Origin of the sequence: Polynucleobacter parvulilacunae, from assembly GCF_018881715.1 — a bacterium.
Taxonomy (GTDB): Bacteria; Pseudomonadota; Gammaproteobacteria; order Burkholderiales; family Burkholderiaceae; genus Polynucleobacter; species Polynucleobacter parvulilacunae.
In genome coordinates this window covers 987127-1004790 of the sequence record NZ_JACVPW010000001.1, presented here as the reverse complement: position 1 = coordinate 1004790, position 17664 = coordinate 987127, and the positions used below count along the sequence as shown (strand labels likewise).

Below are 17664 nucleotides of genomic sequence, written 5' to 3'. Positions count from 1 at the left end.
CCTAGCTAAATAGTCTGCTAGCTGTAGAAGATCCGGCAGGAATACCAGATTTCTCAAGATTGGCATAGAGAATATCGAGGTGCTGACGAATGCTGATGACTGCAGCTTCACTTAAATTAATGCCATTGTCATCAACCAAGCGACCATGAGCTGCTTGCGCAATCTCAACTCCCTCAGCCAGCATTCTTTCAAATGCACGCTCTTCTTGCGGGACCAAAGGAACTTCTAGCAATAGAGTGACTTGAGTAACGGACCTATTAGGATCCAAGTCGCTGCTATTGAACAGCACCAGACCCTTGCTTTGATATTCGTATTGACGGCCATTGCGAGCCAACTTGAAACCACGTTGACGCATCAGCGCATCGAAGTTACCCCAAGGACATGGCTCATCAAAAAGTACATTAATACTCAATTGAATATCACTCTCTGCTGCCATTACATCTAATTCTTTAGCGCTATCGAGCATGGTGCTCACACTAGGCATATCGATTTGTGAGCCCAAGGTCTCCGCAAGCGCCTGAGCGCGGGAGCAAAAATCAGATAACTCTAAAACGCCAATTGGGCCCTTACGGCTTGCCAACTGGATCGCGAGTTGTAATTCTGAATAAGAACCTTCAGCCTTAATTTCTTCCCAGTCTTCGGCTGCGTCAATATCAGCATTCAAACCTTCGCACATCCAGCGCGCAGTCGATTGAGCTTCTAGATCAGCCCAAGCATGAATTTCTTCCAGAATCTCTGCGCCACTGATAGCCTCGTCAAAGCGTAGGGTAATGACGCAATCAATACGAGGATCAATAGCAAACTTTTCTGGGGCGGAGATTGTTGTGATCGCCTCACCGAAACTAGGTTCAGCGCGTCCGGCATCACCATCAGCAAATCCCTGGCCAAAGCTAGGCTCACGTGCAAAACGATCATCCAAAGAATATTCGCTCAGCTCTTTCGCTTTACGACGTGCGCGCGAGTATTTGATATTGATGACAGCTACCGATATCAAGATCAGCAGCCCAATAACCGCCAATGCCAATTGCAAATCAGACAAACCCAACATCGTCATGATTTGTTCTACATACATTTAGGCGGCCTCTACCATTGAAACAGCAGAAGAAATGTCCACCGCAACAATGCGGGAAACGCCCTGCTCTTGCATCGTGACACCAATTAATTGATTGGCGATTTCCATGGTGATCTTGTTGTGTGAGATAAACAAAAACTGTGTCTTATCAGACATTTTGGCAACTAGATTTGCATAACGCAAGGTATTTGCATCGTCCAAAGGAGCGTCAACCTCATCAAGCAAGCAGAATGGGGCTGGGTTCAAGAGGAAGAGCGAGAACACCAAGGCAATTGCAGTCAATGCCTTTTCACCACCAGAGAGGAGGTAAATAGAGCTGTTCTTCTTGCCAGGAGGCTGAGCCATTACCTGCACTCCAGAATCCAAAATCTCTTCGCCAGTCATTACTAACTCAGCATGACCACCACCGAACAATTCTGGGAAGAGTTTGCCAAAGTGGGTATTGACCTGATCAAAAGTACCTTGCAAGAGATCGCGAGTTTCCGCATCAATCTTGGCAATCGCATCTGTCAAAGTCTGCATCGCTTCGTTCAGGTCAGCTGATTGAGCATCCAAGAACTGCTTACGCTCACGAGAACTTGATAACTCATCTAACGCAGCCATATTGACTGGACCTAGGGATGCAATCTCAGCACTCAAACGATTAACTTCGCTCTGCAATGCGCCAACCTTTAGATCTGCGCTGAAGTTTGCCTCGAGTGCCGTGAGATCAGCCTCTGCATCAGATAACAATGTGGCAAATTGCTCGAAGTTCAAACGCGCAGCTTGCTCACGCAATTGCAAGTCAACTACTTTGTCACGCATTGGCTGCAAACTACGCTCAACCTGCATACGTAACTCATCCGCTTCACGCAATTGATGCAATAAAGCATCTTGCTCGGTGCGCGCATTTGCTAAAGCAGCTTCGCGAGCACTGCGAGCTAACAATAAGCCCTGTAATTTATCTTGCGCCTCTTCATCACTCAGAGTCTCCAACTCTTGAGATGCGGAATCATGTTTATCCTGAATCTCCATAATCTGAGTGCGAGCAGTACTTTGATCACGCTGTAAATCAGCAATACGCTGCTGTAAGGAGCGTGTTGCAAAAGCTGCTTCTTGTGCAGCCATCTCAGCCGCACGGAGTGATTCACGTAAACGATCACGCTCTTCAGTAGATCGCTCTAATTTTTCTTGAGCTACTTGCAAGGCTTCTTGCAAGCCTTGTTTTGACTCTTCAGACTCATTTAACTCTGCAGCCGATTGCTCTTGAGTTTGGGTCATTTGCTCCATCTGCTGACGCAACTCGCTTAACTCACCCTGAATCTGCGCTGCACGCTGACTGTATTGCTCTTCAGCTTGAGTCAACTGCATTCGTTCTACTTCAAAACCATGCGCCTCTTGCACTGCATGTTCAGCATTCTCACGAGCCTGCTCAGCCGCTTGATGCGCTGCCTGGTAATTCGCTGCGCACTGGTCCAACTCACCCTTGAGTTCGCTTTGCATAAGTTGTTGAGCGCGCAATTGCTTCTCGAGACTTTCCATCTCTTGAGCACGGGCCAACATACCAGCTTGCTCAGAGTCAGCAGCATAAAGCTGTACGCCAACACGACTTACCAAGTGGCCTTGTTGAGTAACAAATGCACCACCAGCCGGTAATTTTTCACGTCGATGCAAAGCATCTTCAAGACTGCTCGCAATGTAAATATTGTCTAACCATTCTTGTAATACTGAAGTAAGTCTTGGCGCACCAGCACTTTGCACACGGCTTAGTAACGGCGTGAAGTCTGCCGGAGCAGAAGTGTGTGCTGGTGTAATTTCTTCAGTAAGCAAAATAGCTAAGCGACTTGGAGGCGCATCATTAGCTAAAGCCAATGTTTCTTGCACGCTCTTTGCCGTAACAGCAGCTAAACGCTCACGTAATACAGATTCCAAAGCAGCTTCCCAGCCACTCTCCACTTTGAGCTCTTGCCAGAGGCGTTTGCTCTCTTTAAGACCCTTACTCTCTAACCAAGGACCAATCTTGCCTTGCGCCTGAACGCTGGCCTGCAGGGCAGTCAACGCAGTGAGCTTGGCTTCGGTCTGTGCCAAATTCTGATTGGCTTCTTGTATTTTTTGCTGGGCAGCATTGCGCGCTTCGTCAGCCGCTGGCACACGTTGTTGAGTCTCGCCTGCGCGTTGCTTAGCTTCTTCAACTTTACGAGCAGCCATAGCCTGACGATCAATCGCCATTTGCAAAGCTTCAGCATCAGGACGACGCAAACCATCCAACTCAATAGTCAGTCGATTCTCGCGCCCTTTTAATTCATCCGATTGTGCTGAGATTGAACGCAGACGCTCACCCAAACTGGCGAGACGTTGTTCAATTGTCGCCAAAGAGTCACGCGCATTATTTAAATCACGTGAAGCATTTTGATAAGTCTCTTCGCGGCTTGGCATTTGCTCTTGCAAGCCATTTAAGTCAGCCAATAAGGTTTGCTCTTTTTCTGCAGCCAAAGATAATTCATGCTCGGTAGTGCGTTGCGCTTGCGCTGCATCCGTTTCTTGCACAGTCCAACGTTGTAATTGCGCTTGCAAGTCTTGGGTTTGCTGTTGCAAACGTTGACGCGCTTCTTGCACATAATGAATCTGCGCCTCAACCTGACTCACATCAGAGTTGGTTTGATACAAGTCACCTTGCGCTTGTGAAACCTTATCCTGCAATGCGTACTGCTGTGTACGCATGGTTTCAAGCTCAGCCTCGGCGTGACGTAGCTTAGCGGTCTGCTCTTCTAAGTTAACTTGTGTATCACGGATACCATTGGCATGACGCTCTTGCTCTTTACCAGCCTCAGTTTGACGTACAAACCACAACAGTTGTTGTTGTGATTTCATTTGCGTAGAAAGCTCGGCGTGCCGCTCAGCAACAGTCGCTTGTTTTTCTAAGCGGGTTAACTGTTGATCAAGTTCACGCAAGATGTCTTCAACACGCGTTAAATTTTCTACAGTATCTTCTAAGCGCGATGCAGTTTCTTTGCGACGCTCTTTATATTTAGAAACACCAGCAGCCTCTTCCAAGAACACACGCAACTCTTCTGGCTTTGCTTCCAAGATTCGGTTGATCGTGCCCTGACCAATAATGGCGTAACCTCTTGGACCCATACCGGTGCCCAAGAAAATATCTTGAATATCTTTACGACGAACCACTTGGTTATTCACGTAGTAGCTTGAATTTCCATCGCGAGTGAGAACGCGTTTGATACCCAATTCTGTAAATGCACTCCACTGACCTTGAGCACGTCCTTCAGTGTTATCAAAAATGAGTTCAACACTGGCGCGGCCAGATGGTTTACGCAAACCCGAGCCATTAAAAATAACGTCCTGCATAGATTCGCCACGCAATTCGCTGGCACGGGATTCGCCCAAAACCCAGCGGACGGCGTCAATAATGTTCGACTTTCCGCAACCGTTAGGACCCACAACGCCAATCAATTGGCCAGGCATTTCAAAATGGGTTGGGTCTACGAAAGACTTAAAGCCGGAAAGTTTGATGGATTTCAGTTGCACGGCGTACTTTGCAGGGAAAAAAGAGGTTCAAATAAAGGGGTAAAAATTAAAGCTAAAGTGGGAAGATGATAGCAAGCTTAACGGTCCTTAGACGCGTTTTTGCCCCATCTATATAATGATAAATCTACCCTCAGGGACAAAATCCCTTAACAATCTGATAGTTAACTAAAAAGCATGAGCCAATCACCACAAAACATCATTGAACAAGCCTGGGAAAACCGCGCAAACCTGTCTCCAGATAGCGCCCCTGGCGATGTCCGTAATGCCGTGAATGCGGTCTTAGAAGGCCTTAATGCCGGCACGATTCGCGTGGCTGAGCGCCGCGATGTCGGTAAGTGGGAGGTAAATCAATGGGTTAAGAAGGCTGTTTTGCTCTCTTTCCGCCTGGAAGACAATAAACCTATGAGCGCTGGGGGCTATACCCAGTTCTACGACAAGGTTCCTAGCAAGTTTGAAAACTACACTGCAGCTGACTTTGCTGCCGGTGGATTCCGCGTTGTACCCCCTGCCGTAGCCCGCCGTGGGTCATTTATTGGCAAAAACGCTGTTTTAATGCCTTCATACGTCAATATTGGCGCATATGTAGGCGAAGGCTCCATGGTAGATACCTGGGCAACAGTAGGTTCTTGCGCTCAGATCGGCAAAAACGTTCACCTTTCTGGCGGCGTTGGCATTGGCGGTGTATTGGAGCCAATCCAAGCTGGTCCGGTCATTATTGAAGATAACTGCTTCATCGGCGCCCGCTCTGAGGTGGTTGAAGGTGTCGTTATCGAAGAAAACGCTGTTTTGTCCATGGGCGTCTACATTGGCCAAAGCACCAAGATTTACGATCGCGAAACTGGTGAAGTTCACTATGGTCGCGTTCCAGCTGGATCAGTTGTTGTTCCAGGCTCACTCCCTTCTGCTTGTGGCAAGTACAGTCTCTACGCAGCGATCATTGTGAAGAAGGTTGATGCCCAAACTAGAGCTAAGACAGCGATTAACGAATTACTTCGCGACTAAGTTAAATACATGAGCGCCACACTTGAGCTCACCGAAGCTCTCATCTCCTGTCATTCCGTAACCCCGGCTGATGGTGGCTGCCAAGATTTAATCGCTAAGCGCCTACAAGCGATTGGCTTTCATACGGAGAGTGTGGTGAGTGGTCCTGAAAATTTTCAGGTAACCAACTTGTGGGCAATCAAAAAAGGTAAAGCAGGCGATCAAGGCAAGGTCTTAGTATTTGCTGGTCATACCGATGTGGTGCCCACAGGCCCACTAGAGAAATGGACAAACAATCCTTTTACACCAACCATTCGTGATGGCATGCTCTACGGTCGTGGCGCTGCGGATATGAAAACCTCACTCGCGGGCTTTGTAGTGGCGACGGAAGAATTTGTAACCGCACACCCAGATCACGAAGGCTCTATTGCATTCTTGATTACCAGTGATGAAGAAGGTCCTGCTAATGATGGCACAGTGATCATGTGCGACCGCCTGCAAAAACAAGGTCAGCGCTTGGATTACTGCGTGATCGGCGAACCAACTTCAGTCGATCAACTAGGCGACATGATTAAAAACGGTCGTCGTGGATCTCTGTCTGGCAAGCTCAAGGTAAAAGGTATTCAGGCGCATATCGCCTACCCTCACCTAGGCAAGAACCCAATTCATCTTTCTGCACCAGCAATTTCTGCATTAGTAGAAACCGAGTGGGATAAAGGTAATGAATATTTCCAGCCTACAAGCTTTCAGATTTCGAATGTACATGCTGGTACTGGCGCGAATAACGTCATCCCCGGTGAATTGACAATTGACTTTAACTTCCGCTTCTCTACCGAGAGCAATCCAGAACAGCTTCGCGAGCGTCTTGAGGAAATCCTCAAAAATGCTGGCCTCGACTTTGAGATTGACTGGGTATTGGGTGGTAGCCCATTCATTACAGGCGACGGCGCATTAGCGGGTGCACTCCGCACAGCTATCAAAGCAGAAACTAAGATTGATACAGAACTCTCCACCACCGGCGGTACGAGTGATGGCCGCTTCATCGCCAAGATCTGCAAAGAAGTTGTGGAGTTTGGGCCGCTTAATGCAACTAGCCATAAAATCGATGAGTGCGTGATCGTCAATGATGTAGTGCCACTCAAAAATATCTATCGCAAGACTCTCGAGCAGTTAATTGCCTAAGCACTTAGTTGCCTAGTCGCTTAATTGCGTGCCGCCCTTTTCTCAAAAGACCTCTTCCATCATGGACCCTGAGCCTCAGCAACAAATTACAGTTAACCAGTGCATCGATCAGATTGCACAAAAGCTTGACGCAGCTAATCTGCATTACGGTCATGGGGCAATTGATGCACAAAGCGAAGCCTTGTGGCTTGTCAGCAAACAACTTGATCTCAGCCCTACAGAAGCTCTTGATCACTTAGATGACACTATTTCAGCAGAGCTCCAACGACAAGCGGGAGTTGTTGCAGATATTAGAATCTCTACTCGCAAGCCACTTGCATACATCCTAGGTGAAGCTTGGCTCATGGGCGTGCCTTTTTTCTGCGGCGAGCAAAGCATTGTTCCTCGCTCTTGGATTGCAGAGCTTATTGTTGATGGCTCGCTAGAGCCTTGGCTACCAGCTGATGGCAAAGCACTGGATCTTTGTACCGGCAACGGCTCCTTAGCTATTCTCCTAGCTCTTTCATGTCCAGATATTCATGTGAGCGCTTGCGATATCAGCATGCCCGCACTGTCCGTAGCGGCACGCAACGTAGATCGTCATAGCCTGGACTCTCAAGTTGAGCTATTGAATGGCGATCTTTGGGATGCATTGCCAGAACCTAATGAAGATAACCTCTTTGATCTCATCATCTGCAACCCACCATATGTAAATGCCACTTCAATGAATGCATTACCAGCGGAATATCATGCTGAGCCAGAGCTTGCCTTGGCTGGTGGTGACGATGGCATGGATATCATTAGACGCATCATTGCTTCAGCGCCAGACTACCTATCCGAGCGTGGCGCTATCTTGCTTGAGATTGGCAATGAGTATGAGAACTTCAAGAAAGCCTTCCCGCAAATACCGGCTATCTGGATGGAAGTTTCTGCCGGCGAAGAGCAGGTCTTACTGATACAAGCTGAAGACTTGCGCTATGCAAGTTAAAACTTAACTAAGTTCTGCAGCAGCAGCAATGGCTTGATCGATACGTTCCACCGGAATTACTTTCAACCCTGGAATCTTGGTCTTGGGCATATTTGCCTTCGGAATGATTGCCACAGTAAAGCCCAACTTAGCCGCCTCTTTCAAGCGCTCTTGACCGCGCGGACAAGGACGAATTTCACCAGCCAAACCAACCTCACCAAAGACAATTAATTCTTTTGGCAGTGCACGATTACGAATTGAAGACTGTATGGCTAGCAAAACAGCTAAGTCAGCAGCAGGCTCAGAAATTTTGACACCACCAACGGCATTCAAGAAAACATCTTGATCAAAACAAGCGACGCCAGCATGGCGGTGCAAAACAGCCAAGAGCATTGCTAGACGCGCTTGCTCCAAACCAACTGCTAAGCGACGAGGATTCGGAACATGCGCTGTATCGACAAGCGCCTGGATTTCAACTAAGAGTGGTCTGCTGCCTTCTTGTGTAACCAGTACACAAGCACCTGGAACCATTTGCTCATGCTGCGATAAGAATATTGCGGAAGGATTAGTAACGCCACGAAGACCTTTCTCGGTCATCGCAAATACACCTAACTCATTGACTGCACCAAAGCGATTCTTAATGGAGCGCACTAGACGGAAAGAAGAATGGGTATCACCTTCAAAATACAAAACGGTATCGACGATATGCTCAAGCACTCGAGGACCAGCTAGATGACCATCTTTAGTAACGTGACCAACCATCAGCACACAGATCCCGCTGGATTTTGCAGCCCTAGTTAATTGCGCAGCGCATTCACGCACCTGAGCCACTGAGCCCGGAGCGGAACTCAATACTTCTGAATACAAAGTCTGGATCGAATCCACTACCAATACTTGTGGCTTGACGGTATCCATAATAGAAATGAGCTTTTCTAATTGGATCTCTGCTAGCACTTCAAGTTGCGGGGCATCCAATGCAATCCGTTTTGCACGTAATGCAATTTGCGCAGCAGACTCTTCACCGCTGCTATAGAGCACGTTCATGCCAGCAGCGCTCATCTCAGCCAAGGCCTGCAATAGCAATGTGGATTTACCAATACCGGGATCGCCGCCGAGCAACACAACACCACCCGGCACCAAGCCCCCACCGAGCACCCGATCAAACTCTTCAACACCCGTACTAAATCTAGGTAAATCCTCTGCAGTAATCGCAGATAACTTTTGTCTTGGTAGGGATTGCGCCAAGCCCTGGAAACGAGCATTGGAAGTGGTTTCAGGCAAACCCTCTTCTAAGGTATTCCAAGCCTGACAAGACGGGCACTGTCCCTGCCATTTAGCAGAAGTGCCGCCACAGGACTGGCAGATATAAACCGTTTTGACTTTAGCCAAGGATTGCCTAATTAAATATAAAAGTAAATTGGAGAAAAATTAATCGAGCTGTGTGCCCGCTTTGTTTTCTTGTGCACGCTTAGGAGCATCCTTACGACGCTGTTCTAAGTCAGCCGCTCTCGCTGCTGCATCTTTTTGCTTTTGTTCATACTCAGCTTGATTGGCGGCTCGTTCAGCCGCCTTCTCTGGGGACGCCCGCTCAGCAGCACGCTTAATGTCTTCTTGATTCTTGAGGCTTTCACGTAGTTTTCGCTGCACTTCATGCAAAGCCACCTCTTGCTCGCGAATAGGATCAATTTCTTTTCGATATTGGGCTCGCGCATCCTTAATGCAACTATTAACCCAATAGTTTTGGTAGCACTCAGAAGATGCCTTACCCCAGCGATACTTAGACCACTCGCGCTGAAGCTCTAACTCTTGCTCAATCCTATCTAATTGCTCAAGCTCAGCCTCTTCCGCGGGGGTAGCTAACGCAATCCCACTCAAGGAAGTGACAAACAAAAATATTGAAATGAATATCTTTGAGCGAAGAGAGAGACTATTTCTCAAATCTCGACCTTTGCACCCAATTCAACCAAGCGATTTGTAGGAATCTTGAAGAAGTCCGACTGACGTCCTGCATTTTGATACATCCAGCAGAATAATTTTTCACGCCACAAGGCCATCCCCGGAATCTCGGTAGAAACAATCGTGTCACGCGATAAGAAGAAGGAGGTATTCATCAAATCAAACTTTAGATCGGATGACTTCTCAATCAACTCAATAATCTGTCCCATATCTGGGGTTTCATTAAATCCATATACAGCACGAACCACATAAATACCATTACCTAGGTCGCGCAAAGTGATGCGCTCACTATCTTTTACGTAAGGCACGTCCCAAATACTGACCTTTAAGAAAAATACCCTCTCATGGAGTACATGGTTATGTTTTAGGTTATGCAGGAATGAGACCGGCAAATAATCTACGTGTGCCGTTAAGAATATGGCTGTGCCCTCTACGCGATGCGGAGGATGCAGCATCAATGAATCGATAAAACTCTTTAGCTCAATACCATTGTTCATGGCATTTTGACGCAGTATCTTGCGGCCTTGGAACCAAGTCATTAAGAACATGAAGCAAACAGCACCCAAAAGTAATGGGAACCATCCACCTTCCATGATCTTTAAAAGATTAGCCGTCAAGAAAGCCAAGTCCACAATCAAGAATGCGCTTATTACCAAGGTTACAAAGAGAGTATTCCAGCGCCACACCACACGCATGACGATTGCCGCCAAGAATGTAGTCACAATCATGGTGGTAGTAACCGCGATACCATAGGCAGCCGCCAGGTTTTCAGACTTTTTAAATGCTAAAACAACGGCGATAACGAGAACCAACAGCACCCAATTCACAAGCGGCATATAGATCTGGCCAATTTCTCTATCAGATGTATGGCGAATCTTCATACGCGGTACAAAGCCCAATAAAATTGCTTGGCTCGTCATTGAAAAAGCACCTGAGATCACTGCTTGAGAGGCAATAACCGTTGCAGCTGTAGCCAATATCACCAAGGGGAATACTAAGAATTCGGGCACCATCAAGAAGAATGGATTGGTGATGGTTTCAGGGTTGCTTAAGAACATTGCACCCTGACCGAAATAGTTCAAGAGCAAACAAGGCATCACAATAAAAAACCAGCCCATACGTATTGGCTTAAGTCCAAAGTGACCCATATCAGCATACAGAGCTTCAGCACCAGTCAACACCAAGAAGACTGCGCCCAAAACAATAAAGCCCTGCAAGGAATGTTCAATCAAGAATTGAATAGCAAATAGTGGATTAATCGCTGCAAAAATAGCAGGGTTCTGAATAACTTGATGCACGCCCATGAGCCCGATAGCAATAAACCAGACCATCATGATTGGGCCAAAGAGCTTTCCTACTAGATCGGTACCTGTCTTCTGAATAAAAAAGAGAATGACTAAAATAAAAATCGTAATTGGTATGACATAACGCGTTAAGTCACTTGATATCACCTCAAGACCCTCAACCGCAGATAAAACTGAAATCGCAGGGGTGATGATCGCGTCGCCGTAGAACATGCATGCGCCGAATACGCCGGCCATGATGATCAACAAGGAACGCTTTGAATTTGCAGGCGCTGTTCTTAATGCAAGCGCCATCAGAGCCAAAATACCGCCCTCGCCATGATTGTTTGCGCGCATCACAAACAAGACATACTTTAGTGACACCACAATCGCAAAAGCCCAAAACACCATTGAGATCACGCCATAAACTGCATCAGGAGAAAAGGGGATGCCATGCTCAGGGCTAAAACATTCTTTTAAAGCATATAGAGGGCTGGTACCAATGTCGCCAAAGACTACGCCGATAGCGGCAAACATCAGGGAGATAGAGGCACCCTTCTTATGCGGATGGTCCTCTCGAGAAATCTCTACGGGCCTTAGTAAGGATGACTCTGAAAATTCTGGATTGCTAACTGACATTAATAAGCCTTAACGTGATGTTGCGTGGCAATATGTTACTCCTTGCCGGTACTCATTAAAACGAGAATTTCTTCAATAAAACGCCTTATTTATGCGTTATTTGCACGAATACCTCGACAGAGACCCCCAAAAAATGGTAGAATTTAAGCTTCAGACGCGGGGTGGAGCAGTCTGGCAGCTCGTCGGGCTCATAACCCGAAGGTCGTAGGTTCAAATCCTGCCCCCGCAACCAAGAATTACGTACTAAGCCCTTAATCTTTAAGGGCTTTTTGCTTTTCTGGGCATTAAAAAAGCCCGATTTCTCGGGCTTTTTAGCTATTTCCGGGCGGGTTTAGTTCAAAACCCTATATCCACGACCACTCAAACACCTCTTTACAACAGCCTCTTGTGCTTGATTACCGGTAAAAGCACCACCAGCACCGCCAATCACGGCACCTGCACCAGCGGCCTGCACAATGCCCGTTTTATTCCCGCCAGTGACAAGGCCCAACAGGCCACCCACCACTGCTCCAGCACCAGCACCCTTAGCAGCAGTCTCACCCATGCCCGATTGTTGCTGGGCATAAGCCTGGCACTCACTTAAATCTTTTTCATATGCAGCCTCATTAACACCTTTCATATCCACGAGGGGGCGCACGTTCGCACCGGCGCAGCCAACTGTGATGGCAACAACTAGAGAACATAGAGTAAGTAGCTTATTCATTTGCAGAATCCTTTTCTTCAATTTCACATCAAACGATGCCATAGTCGTTTTATATCATGCCTCAAAAACTGTGTCGAAGACTTTGCATTATTTTTAAATAGCCAGGTCTGTGCGCCTGTTTGAGGAGTTTGATAAAACGGAATTCCAAGACCTCGATAACGTGCCGTCACATCTGGATGTGGATGGCCATAGCGATTACGATAGCCATTTTGGGCAAATGCCTGATTGGGCTCCAGCTGCTTTAGAAGCGCTAAGGAAGAGGATGTTTTGCTGCCATGATGTGGTGCCATAAAAATCAACTCCCTGGCGCCAATTTCTTGCAACATTTTTTCATCTAAGCGCTCAGTAATTTCAGCTTCACCCCGCCTCTCAACATCGCCTGTTAACCAAAGAGAGCTTTGCTGATTGCGCACCTCAAGTACGCAACTCATCTCGTTAGGTTTGCCAGGGTATTGATCGGTAAACACAGTTTCTTCATGGGGATGCCAAATTACAAATTCCACACCATCCCACTCCCAGCGTTGGCCAAAACGACATGGGATAGCAGGTATTTTCCTTGCTTGCAAATTCTGGAGCAGCGGATTGGCACTGGGTAATGAACCCATCATGGAATCAAACTGAATCTGTTTTAGCAAGCTTGCAGCACCGCCAATGTGATCGCCGTCACTATGACTAATCACCATGCGATCAATTCGATCGATTCCTCGTCCACGCAAATAGGGAAGAATCACTCGTTGCCCTGCATCATCTTTCTTGCCTTGAATGGGCCCCGTGTCATAGAGCAATCTTCTATTGGCAGTTTCAATAAGTACTGCAGTACCTTGTCCAATATCCAAAACAATCGCTCTAAATTCCCCTTGATTAAGAGGTGAATTGAATTGAGTTGGCAAAACAAATAAAGGCGCTGATAAGGTGATGGCAAGCAATCTCCACTTCCATGTTTCAGCAATATCACCAGGACGAATGGCATAAACAATTCCACATCCAGATATCACTAGCATCCACCACGCTGGTTGCCTTGACCAAATTACCGACCAACTCCAGCCCGCCATCCACTCCAGGATGGCAGCCAGATACTCCATGGATGCATGAGCTGGCAATAACAACCAACGGCCAATAAATTCAGGGAGCAAGGCACCAGCGATTGCGAGCGGCGTCACGATGTAACTCACAAGCGGAATAGCAAATGCATTAGCCAATGGCGAAACAATGGAGACTTGATAAAACCAAAATAAAGTAAACGGTAATAATGCCAATGTAACAACGGTTTGTACACGGCATGCCTCTCGCAAAGCATGGGACATGCGCTGCATCCAATGCACTTCCAGCTCTTTCCCATTGGGGATGCCTAATAAGCCAGAGGAGTCGCCCATGGCATAAAGGATGGCAGCCACTGCGCCAAAAGATAACCAAAAGCCTGGCGTATAAGGGGCCATTGGATCAATCACCAATACAAAAGCCAGGGCCCACCACCAAATATCAAAAGATCTTGGATTTCTGCCAGTCCACAAAGCAAATGCCACCACGCCAACCATATACATGGTTCTTTGTGCCGGAATCTGAAAACCCGCTAACCACGCATAAATAAATGCTGTCGCAAATCCCGATACCGCCGCCACCTTACTCACTGGCGCAATGAGGGGCCATGTTCGCCTACGCCAAATAAAAGCAGCTAATGAAGCACCAATACCTGCCAACATGGTTACATGTAGTCCCGATATTGAAATGAGATGTCCAATTCCTGTTGCATTAAATACTTGCCAGTCATCTTGATTAATCGCATTTTGATCCCCCATCACCAATGCAATCAATACGCCTACATATCTCGCATCCTCCGACAACATTGACCGTATCTTTTTACGTAAGTGCCAGCGCGAAAGCTCCATACGCAATTCAAACTCATCCCAAGCAATCTCTCTATCGACCAATAACTCACCCGATCGGACTGAACCACTAGCGCCAAAGTCTTGATGAAAAGACCAGCGCTCAAAATCAAACGTATAAGGGTTTAGAGAGCCATAGGGTCGCTTGAGCTTTGCCTTAAACCTCCAACGCTGACCAGGAATGACTTCGGGAATGTCTTGAGGATTTCTCCAGGCGGGCTGCCAACTTAAGTAAATACGCTTTGGAAAGCGATCAAGATTTTCTCTACCCGCGCTAGCACGATCCACCTCAAATGCAAACTTGGCACCAGAAGAATTGCTTTGGGGTAAAGCAGCAACCCTTCCCTCAAGCGTTACCTCTTTACCCTCCAAATCTTCGGCAAGAATATTTTCCAAGCGATTTTCGGCATAGCGCGCATTCCATGCAAAGCCCATCGTAAACAGCAAGCCAATGATTGCCAGTTTTTTAGCAATGCCATAGTTACGAGAAAAACAAATTGTGAATAAACACACTACAGCTGTAGCTATGCAGACATATAACCAATATTTGGGAACTTTCGGCAAAAAGAAAAGGAGCGATCCCCCGGCGATAAACGCCGCAATAGCTAAGCGCAATGAATTAAGGGGCTAGGTTGTGGCTAGGAATGTCTGCGCATAATGCAGACCAACGCGGCAATACTTGCATGGCATTGCGCCATACAGCAGCTGAAAACTCAGCATCACTAATGCCTCGCACTAAGGCAAGCTCCTTGACAACCCGAGGTAGAAAAGCAGGCTCATTAAAAGCGATGCCTTCTCCCCTGAGCCATGCTGGCGGGATATCCGGCGAATCTGTTTCGGTAACGATGCTATCGAGCGGCAACTCTTTAAGTAGCCTACGGATTTGCAGCGCACGCTCATAAGTCGCTGCACCACCAAAGCCTAACTTAAAACCAAGCTCGATAAATTGCTCTGCCTGCTGAAAGCTGCCATTAAAAGCATGCGCTATTCCACTGGGGATATTACGACGACGCAACGCTTTCAGAATAGCATCTTGCGATCTACGAACATGCAAGATTACGGGTAGCTGGTATTTCTGGGCCAAATCTAATTGCGCATTGAAAAAGTATTCTTGCCGCTGGGGATCTAAGTCTTCTACAAAATAATCTAGACCAATTTCACCAACACCAACAAAGCGAGAGTCAGAAAGTGAATCAATAATATGATTCTCCAGAATTTGGATGTCACCTTCTTGTACTTGATTGGTATATAGCGGATGTATTCCGAGGGTGTAGACCAGGCCAGGAATTTGCTGACTGTATTGATGAGATAGTGCTTTGACGGAAGCGCAGTCTGCCGCTTTTACAGCCGGCAACAGAATAGCCTTGACGTACTTATCTGAAGCTCTTTGGATAACTGCATCCAGCGAGCCTTCAAACTCAGGAGCATCTAGATGGCAATGGGTATCGATCCACATGGGATGTCCACTCATGCTGAAAATATCTTTAATACTCCACGCTCTAAATGCAAAATACGATCACAACGTTTAGCGCGAATTGGATCATGCGTCACGATCACAAAGGCGGTACCTTGATCACGAGCGATATCAAGCATTAAATCAAATACACCATCAGCAGTTTCAGTATCGAGGTTACCTGTTGGCTCATCCGCTAGAACGCAAGCTGGATTACCAACTAAGGCGCGGGCTACCGCAACACGCTGACGCTCTCCGCCAGAGAGCTCGCCAGGCGTATGTAATTCGCGTGCAGCTAGGCCAACTGCTTTGAGCATCTTGCTAGCCCGGTCCATAGACTCATCATTACTGAGGCCACGGATACGTAAAGGCAATGCTACATTTTCTGCGGCACTAAATTCATCCAAGAGGTGATGAAATTGATAAATAAAGCCAAGACTATGGTTGCGTAATTGATCCAATTTTTTGACTGGCAAGTCACTCAAATTAGAGCCAGCCAAAATGACTGAACCAGCGCTTGGACTATCTAGGCCGCCTAATAAATGAAGTAAGGTGCTCTTGCCGGATCCAGATGACCCAACAATAGCCACCTTTTCTGAGGGAGCTACATCCAAATCAATCGCTTTCAGAACCTCAACCGCAGTAGGTCCTTGACCATAAGTCTTAGCAAGGCCTCTGGCCTTAAGCACTAACTTATCTAAATTATTCGTATCTAAGTTATTCATAGCGCAAGGCCTCCGCTGGTTGCACCTTAGCGGCACGACGACTTGGATACAGCGTAGCTAATACTGAGAGGCCAAAAGCCATTAAACCTACTGTCAGCACGTCATTTGCCCTCACGTCGGATGGCAGCTCACTAATGAAATACACCTCACGTGGCAAAAACTGCACACGGAAGATCGCTTCAATCACTGGAACAATCACATCAATGTTGAGTGCAATCAATAAACCCAGCAGCACTCCAGCTAAAGAACCTAATAAACCAATTGCCAGCCCCTGAATTAAAAATATTCTCTGAATGAGTCCAGGGCTCGCACCCATTGTTCTCAGAATCGCTATGTCAGCCTGTTTCTCATTGACTGTCATCACTAAGGTAGAGACCAAGTTAAAAGCGGCCACCGCAATAATCAAAGTCAAAATGATGAACATCATTTTCTTTTCGGTCTGAACAGCTGCAAACCAATTGCGGTTAGATCTTGACCAATCAGTCACCCAAAGTGCCTGAGGAACAATTGCCGCTAACTCATTAGCAACCTCAGGGGCCCGCTGCATATCATCCACCTTGACACGTAGGCCAGACGGGTCACGCAAACGTAGTAAGGCTGCAGCATCTTTCCAATGCATGATGGCTAAAGAACTGTCGTATTCATAATGACCGCTATCGACAATGCCCACTACCTGAAGCGTACGCATACGCGGCATTGCACCCGCTGGCGTTAAGTCACTTTCAGGAACAATCAAGTTAATGCGATCGCCAACGTGTGCGCCAACAATCGCCGCAAGTTGTGCTCCTAGGGCAACACCAAAGCTTCCAGGCTTCAAGTCCTCAATACTTCCCGCAACAAATTGTTTAGGCAGATCGGAAACCCTGCCTTCCTCACTTGGCAAGATGCCCCGAATAGATACGCCACGCATCATGTTGTCGCGACTTAACAAACCTTGTGAACTCACCATTGGTGCTACACCAACGACGTGTGGTTGCTGCGCCACTTTCAGTGCCAGCGGCTCCCAATTTACCAACCCATCTGGAGAAATGATTTCCACATGAGAAAGGACGGACAACATGCGATCACGTACCTCCTTCTGAAAGCCATTCATGACAGAAAGCACCACAATTAGCGAGGCAACGCCTAAAGCGATGCCCGCAGTGGAAATACCAGAAATGAAGGAAAGAAAGCCATCGCGTTTACCTACCGTCTTGCGACGCTTAGATCGGGTGTAGCGCAGGCCAATTTCTAGCTCAATAGGAAGTCTCAACATACTCACAGTTTAGTGAATCGCACAGGCATGCGGGCGGAATACCCAAATGCCACCTAAAATCAGG

At 47.2% G+C, this 17664-nt stretch carries 13 protein-coding genes and 1 tRNA gene; 4 read left to right on the top strand and 10 right to left on the bottom strand.

The window, feature by feature from the left end:
• Position 1 precedes the first annotated feature (1 nt).
• Entirely contained in the window at positions 2–1072 is a 1071-nt protein-coding gene (locus ICN18_RS05295) for a cell division protein ZipA C-terminal FtsZ-binding domain-containing protein (protein WP_255532074.1), read from the bottom strand.
• Positions 1073–4594, bottom strand: a complete 3522-nt coding sequence (gene smc / locus ICN18_RS05290) for a chromosome segregation protein SMC (RefSeq protein WP_216189394.1) — start codon at positions 4592–4594, stop codon at positions 1073–1075. It lies immediately after the preceding gene.
• A gap of 174 nt (positions 4595–4768) precedes the next feature.
• On the opposite strand from smc, the gene dapD reads away from it, so the two are divergent.
• The 3 genes from dapD to prmB all read left to right on the top strand — a co-directional run bounded on the left by dapD (position 4769) and on the right by prmB (position 7724).
• Entirely contained in the window at positions 4769–5596 is an 828-nt protein-coding gene (dapD, locus tag ICN18_RS05285) for a 2,3,4,5-tetrahydropyridine-2,6-dicarboxylate N-succinyltransferase (protein WP_216189393.1), read from the top strand.
• Between the two features lie 9 nt (positions 5597–5605).
• Entirely contained in the window at positions 5606–6757 is a 1152-nt protein-coding gene (dapE, locus tag ICN18_RS05280; RefSeq protein ID WP_216189392.1) for a succinyl-diaminopimelate desuccinylase, read from the top strand.
• Between the two features lie 61 nt (positions 6758–6818).
• Positions 6819–7724, top strand: a complete 906-nt coding sequence (prmB, locus tag ICN18_RS05275) for a 50S ribosomal protein L3 N(5)-glutamine methyltransferase (RefSeq protein ID WP_216189487.1) — start codon at positions 6819–6821, stop codon at positions 7722–7724.
• A gap of 3 nt (positions 7725–7727) precedes the next feature.
• On the opposite strand, the gene radA is transcribed toward prmB, so the two are convergent.
• The 3 genes from radA to ICN18_RS05260 are packed head-to-tail and all read right to left on the bottom strand — an operon-like array spanning position 7728 to position 11479.
• Positions 7728–9092, bottom strand: a complete 1365-nt coding sequence (gene radA / locus ICN18_RS05270) for a DNA repair protein RadA (protein ID WP_068322465.1) — start codon at positions 9090–9092, stop codon at positions 7728–7730.
• A gap of 39 nt (positions 9093–9131) precedes the next feature.
• Entirely contained in the window at positions 9132–9593 is a 462-nt protein-coding gene (locus ICN18_RS05265; RefSeq protein WP_255532073.1) for a hypothetical protein, read from the bottom strand.
• A gap of 44 nt (positions 9594–9637) precedes the next feature.
• The gene (locus tag ICN18_RS05260; protein ID WP_439650816.1) at positions 9638–11479 is read right to left on the bottom strand and encodes a potassium transporter Kup; all 1842 of its coding nucleotides are present in this window, start codon (positions 11477–11479) and stop codon (positions 9638–9640) included.
• Between the two features lie 257 nt (positions 11480–11736).
• On the opposite strand from ICN18_RS05260, the gene ICN18_RS05255 reads away from it, so the two are divergent.
• Positions 11737–11813 (top strand) — tRNA-Met (locus tag ICN18_RS05255).
• Between the two features lie 99 nt (positions 11814–11912).
• On the opposite strand, the gene ICN18_RS05250 is transcribed toward ICN18_RS05255, so the two are convergent.
• The 5 genes from ICN18_RS05250 to ICN18_RS05230 form a co-directional block, all read right to left on the bottom strand.
• Positions 11913–12284 (bottom strand): glycine zipper family protein, encoded by a 372-nt coding sequence (locus tag ICN18_RS05250; protein ID WP_216189389.1) that lies wholly within the window; start codon positions 12282–12284, stop codon positions 11913–11915.
• Positions 12285–12307: 23 nt separating this feature from the next.
• On the bottom strand, positions 12308–14680 hold the full coding sequence (locus tag ICN18_RS05245; RefSeq protein WP_439650807.1) for a DNA internalization-related competence protein ComEC/Rec2: 2373 nt from the start codon (positions 14678–14680) through the stop codon (positions 12308–12310).
• A 106-nt stretch (positions 14681–14786) separates the two neighbouring features.
• Positions 14787–15623 (bottom strand): TatD family hydrolase, encoded by an 837-nt coding sequence (locus tag ICN18_RS05240; protein WP_216189486.1) that lies wholly within the window; start codon positions 15621–15623, stop codon positions 14787–14789.
• Positions 15624–15634: 11 nt separating this feature from the next.
• Positions 15635–16345 (bottom strand): ABC transporter ATP-binding protein, encoded by a 711-nt coding sequence (locus ICN18_RS05235; RefSeq protein WP_216189387.1) that lies wholly within the window; start codon positions 16343–16345, stop codon positions 15635–15637.
• On the bottom strand, positions 16338–17600 hold the full coding sequence (locus tag ICN18_RS05230) for a lipoprotein-releasing ABC transporter permease subunit (protein ID WP_215359503.1): 1263 nt from the start codon (positions 17598–17600) through the stop codon (positions 16338–16340). Before ICN18_RS05230 ends, ICN18_RS05235 begins: the two co-directional genes overlap by 8 nt.
• Positions 17601–17664: the final 64 nt, after the last annotated feature.

Excerpts from the sequence above, each read along its gene's own strand:
- ICN18_RS05230 (WP_215359503.1), bottom strand. The coding sequence starts at position 17,600 with ATGTTGAGACTTCCTATTGAGCTAGAAATTGGCCTGCGCTACACCCGA.
- dapD (WP_216189393.1), top strand. The coding sequence starts at position 4,769 with ATGAGCCAATCACCACAAAACATCATTGAACAAGCCTGGGAAAACCGC.
- ICN18_RS05250 (WP_216189389.1), bottom strand. The coding sequence starts at position 12,284 with ATGAATAAGCTACTTACTCTATGTTCTCTAGTTGTTGCCATCACAGTT.
- ICN18_RS05260 (WP_439650816.1), bottom strand. The coding sequence starts at position 11,479 with ATGTTTGCCGCTATCGGCGTAGTCTTTGGCGACATTGGTACCAGCCCT.
- ICN18_RS05295 (WP_255532074.1), bottom strand. The coding sequence starts at position 1,072 with ATGTATGTAGAACAAATCATGACGATGTTGGGTTTGTCTGATTTGCAA.
- ICN18_RS05235 (WP_216189387.1), bottom strand. The coding sequence starts at position 16,345 with ATGAATAACTTAGATACGAATAATTTAGATAAGTTAGTGCTTAAGGCC.
- ICN18_RS05240 (WP_216189486.1), bottom strand. The coding sequence starts at position 15,623 with ATGTGGATCGATACCCATTGCCATCTAGATGCTCCTGAGTTTGAAGGC.
- dapE (WP_216189392.1), top strand. The coding sequence starts at position 5,606 with ATGAGCGCCACACTTGAGCTCACCGAAGCTCTCATCTCCTGTCATTCC.
- prmB (WP_216189487.1), top strand. The coding sequence starts at position 6,819 with ATGGACCCTGAGCCTCAGCAACAAATTACAGTTAACCAGTGCATCGAT.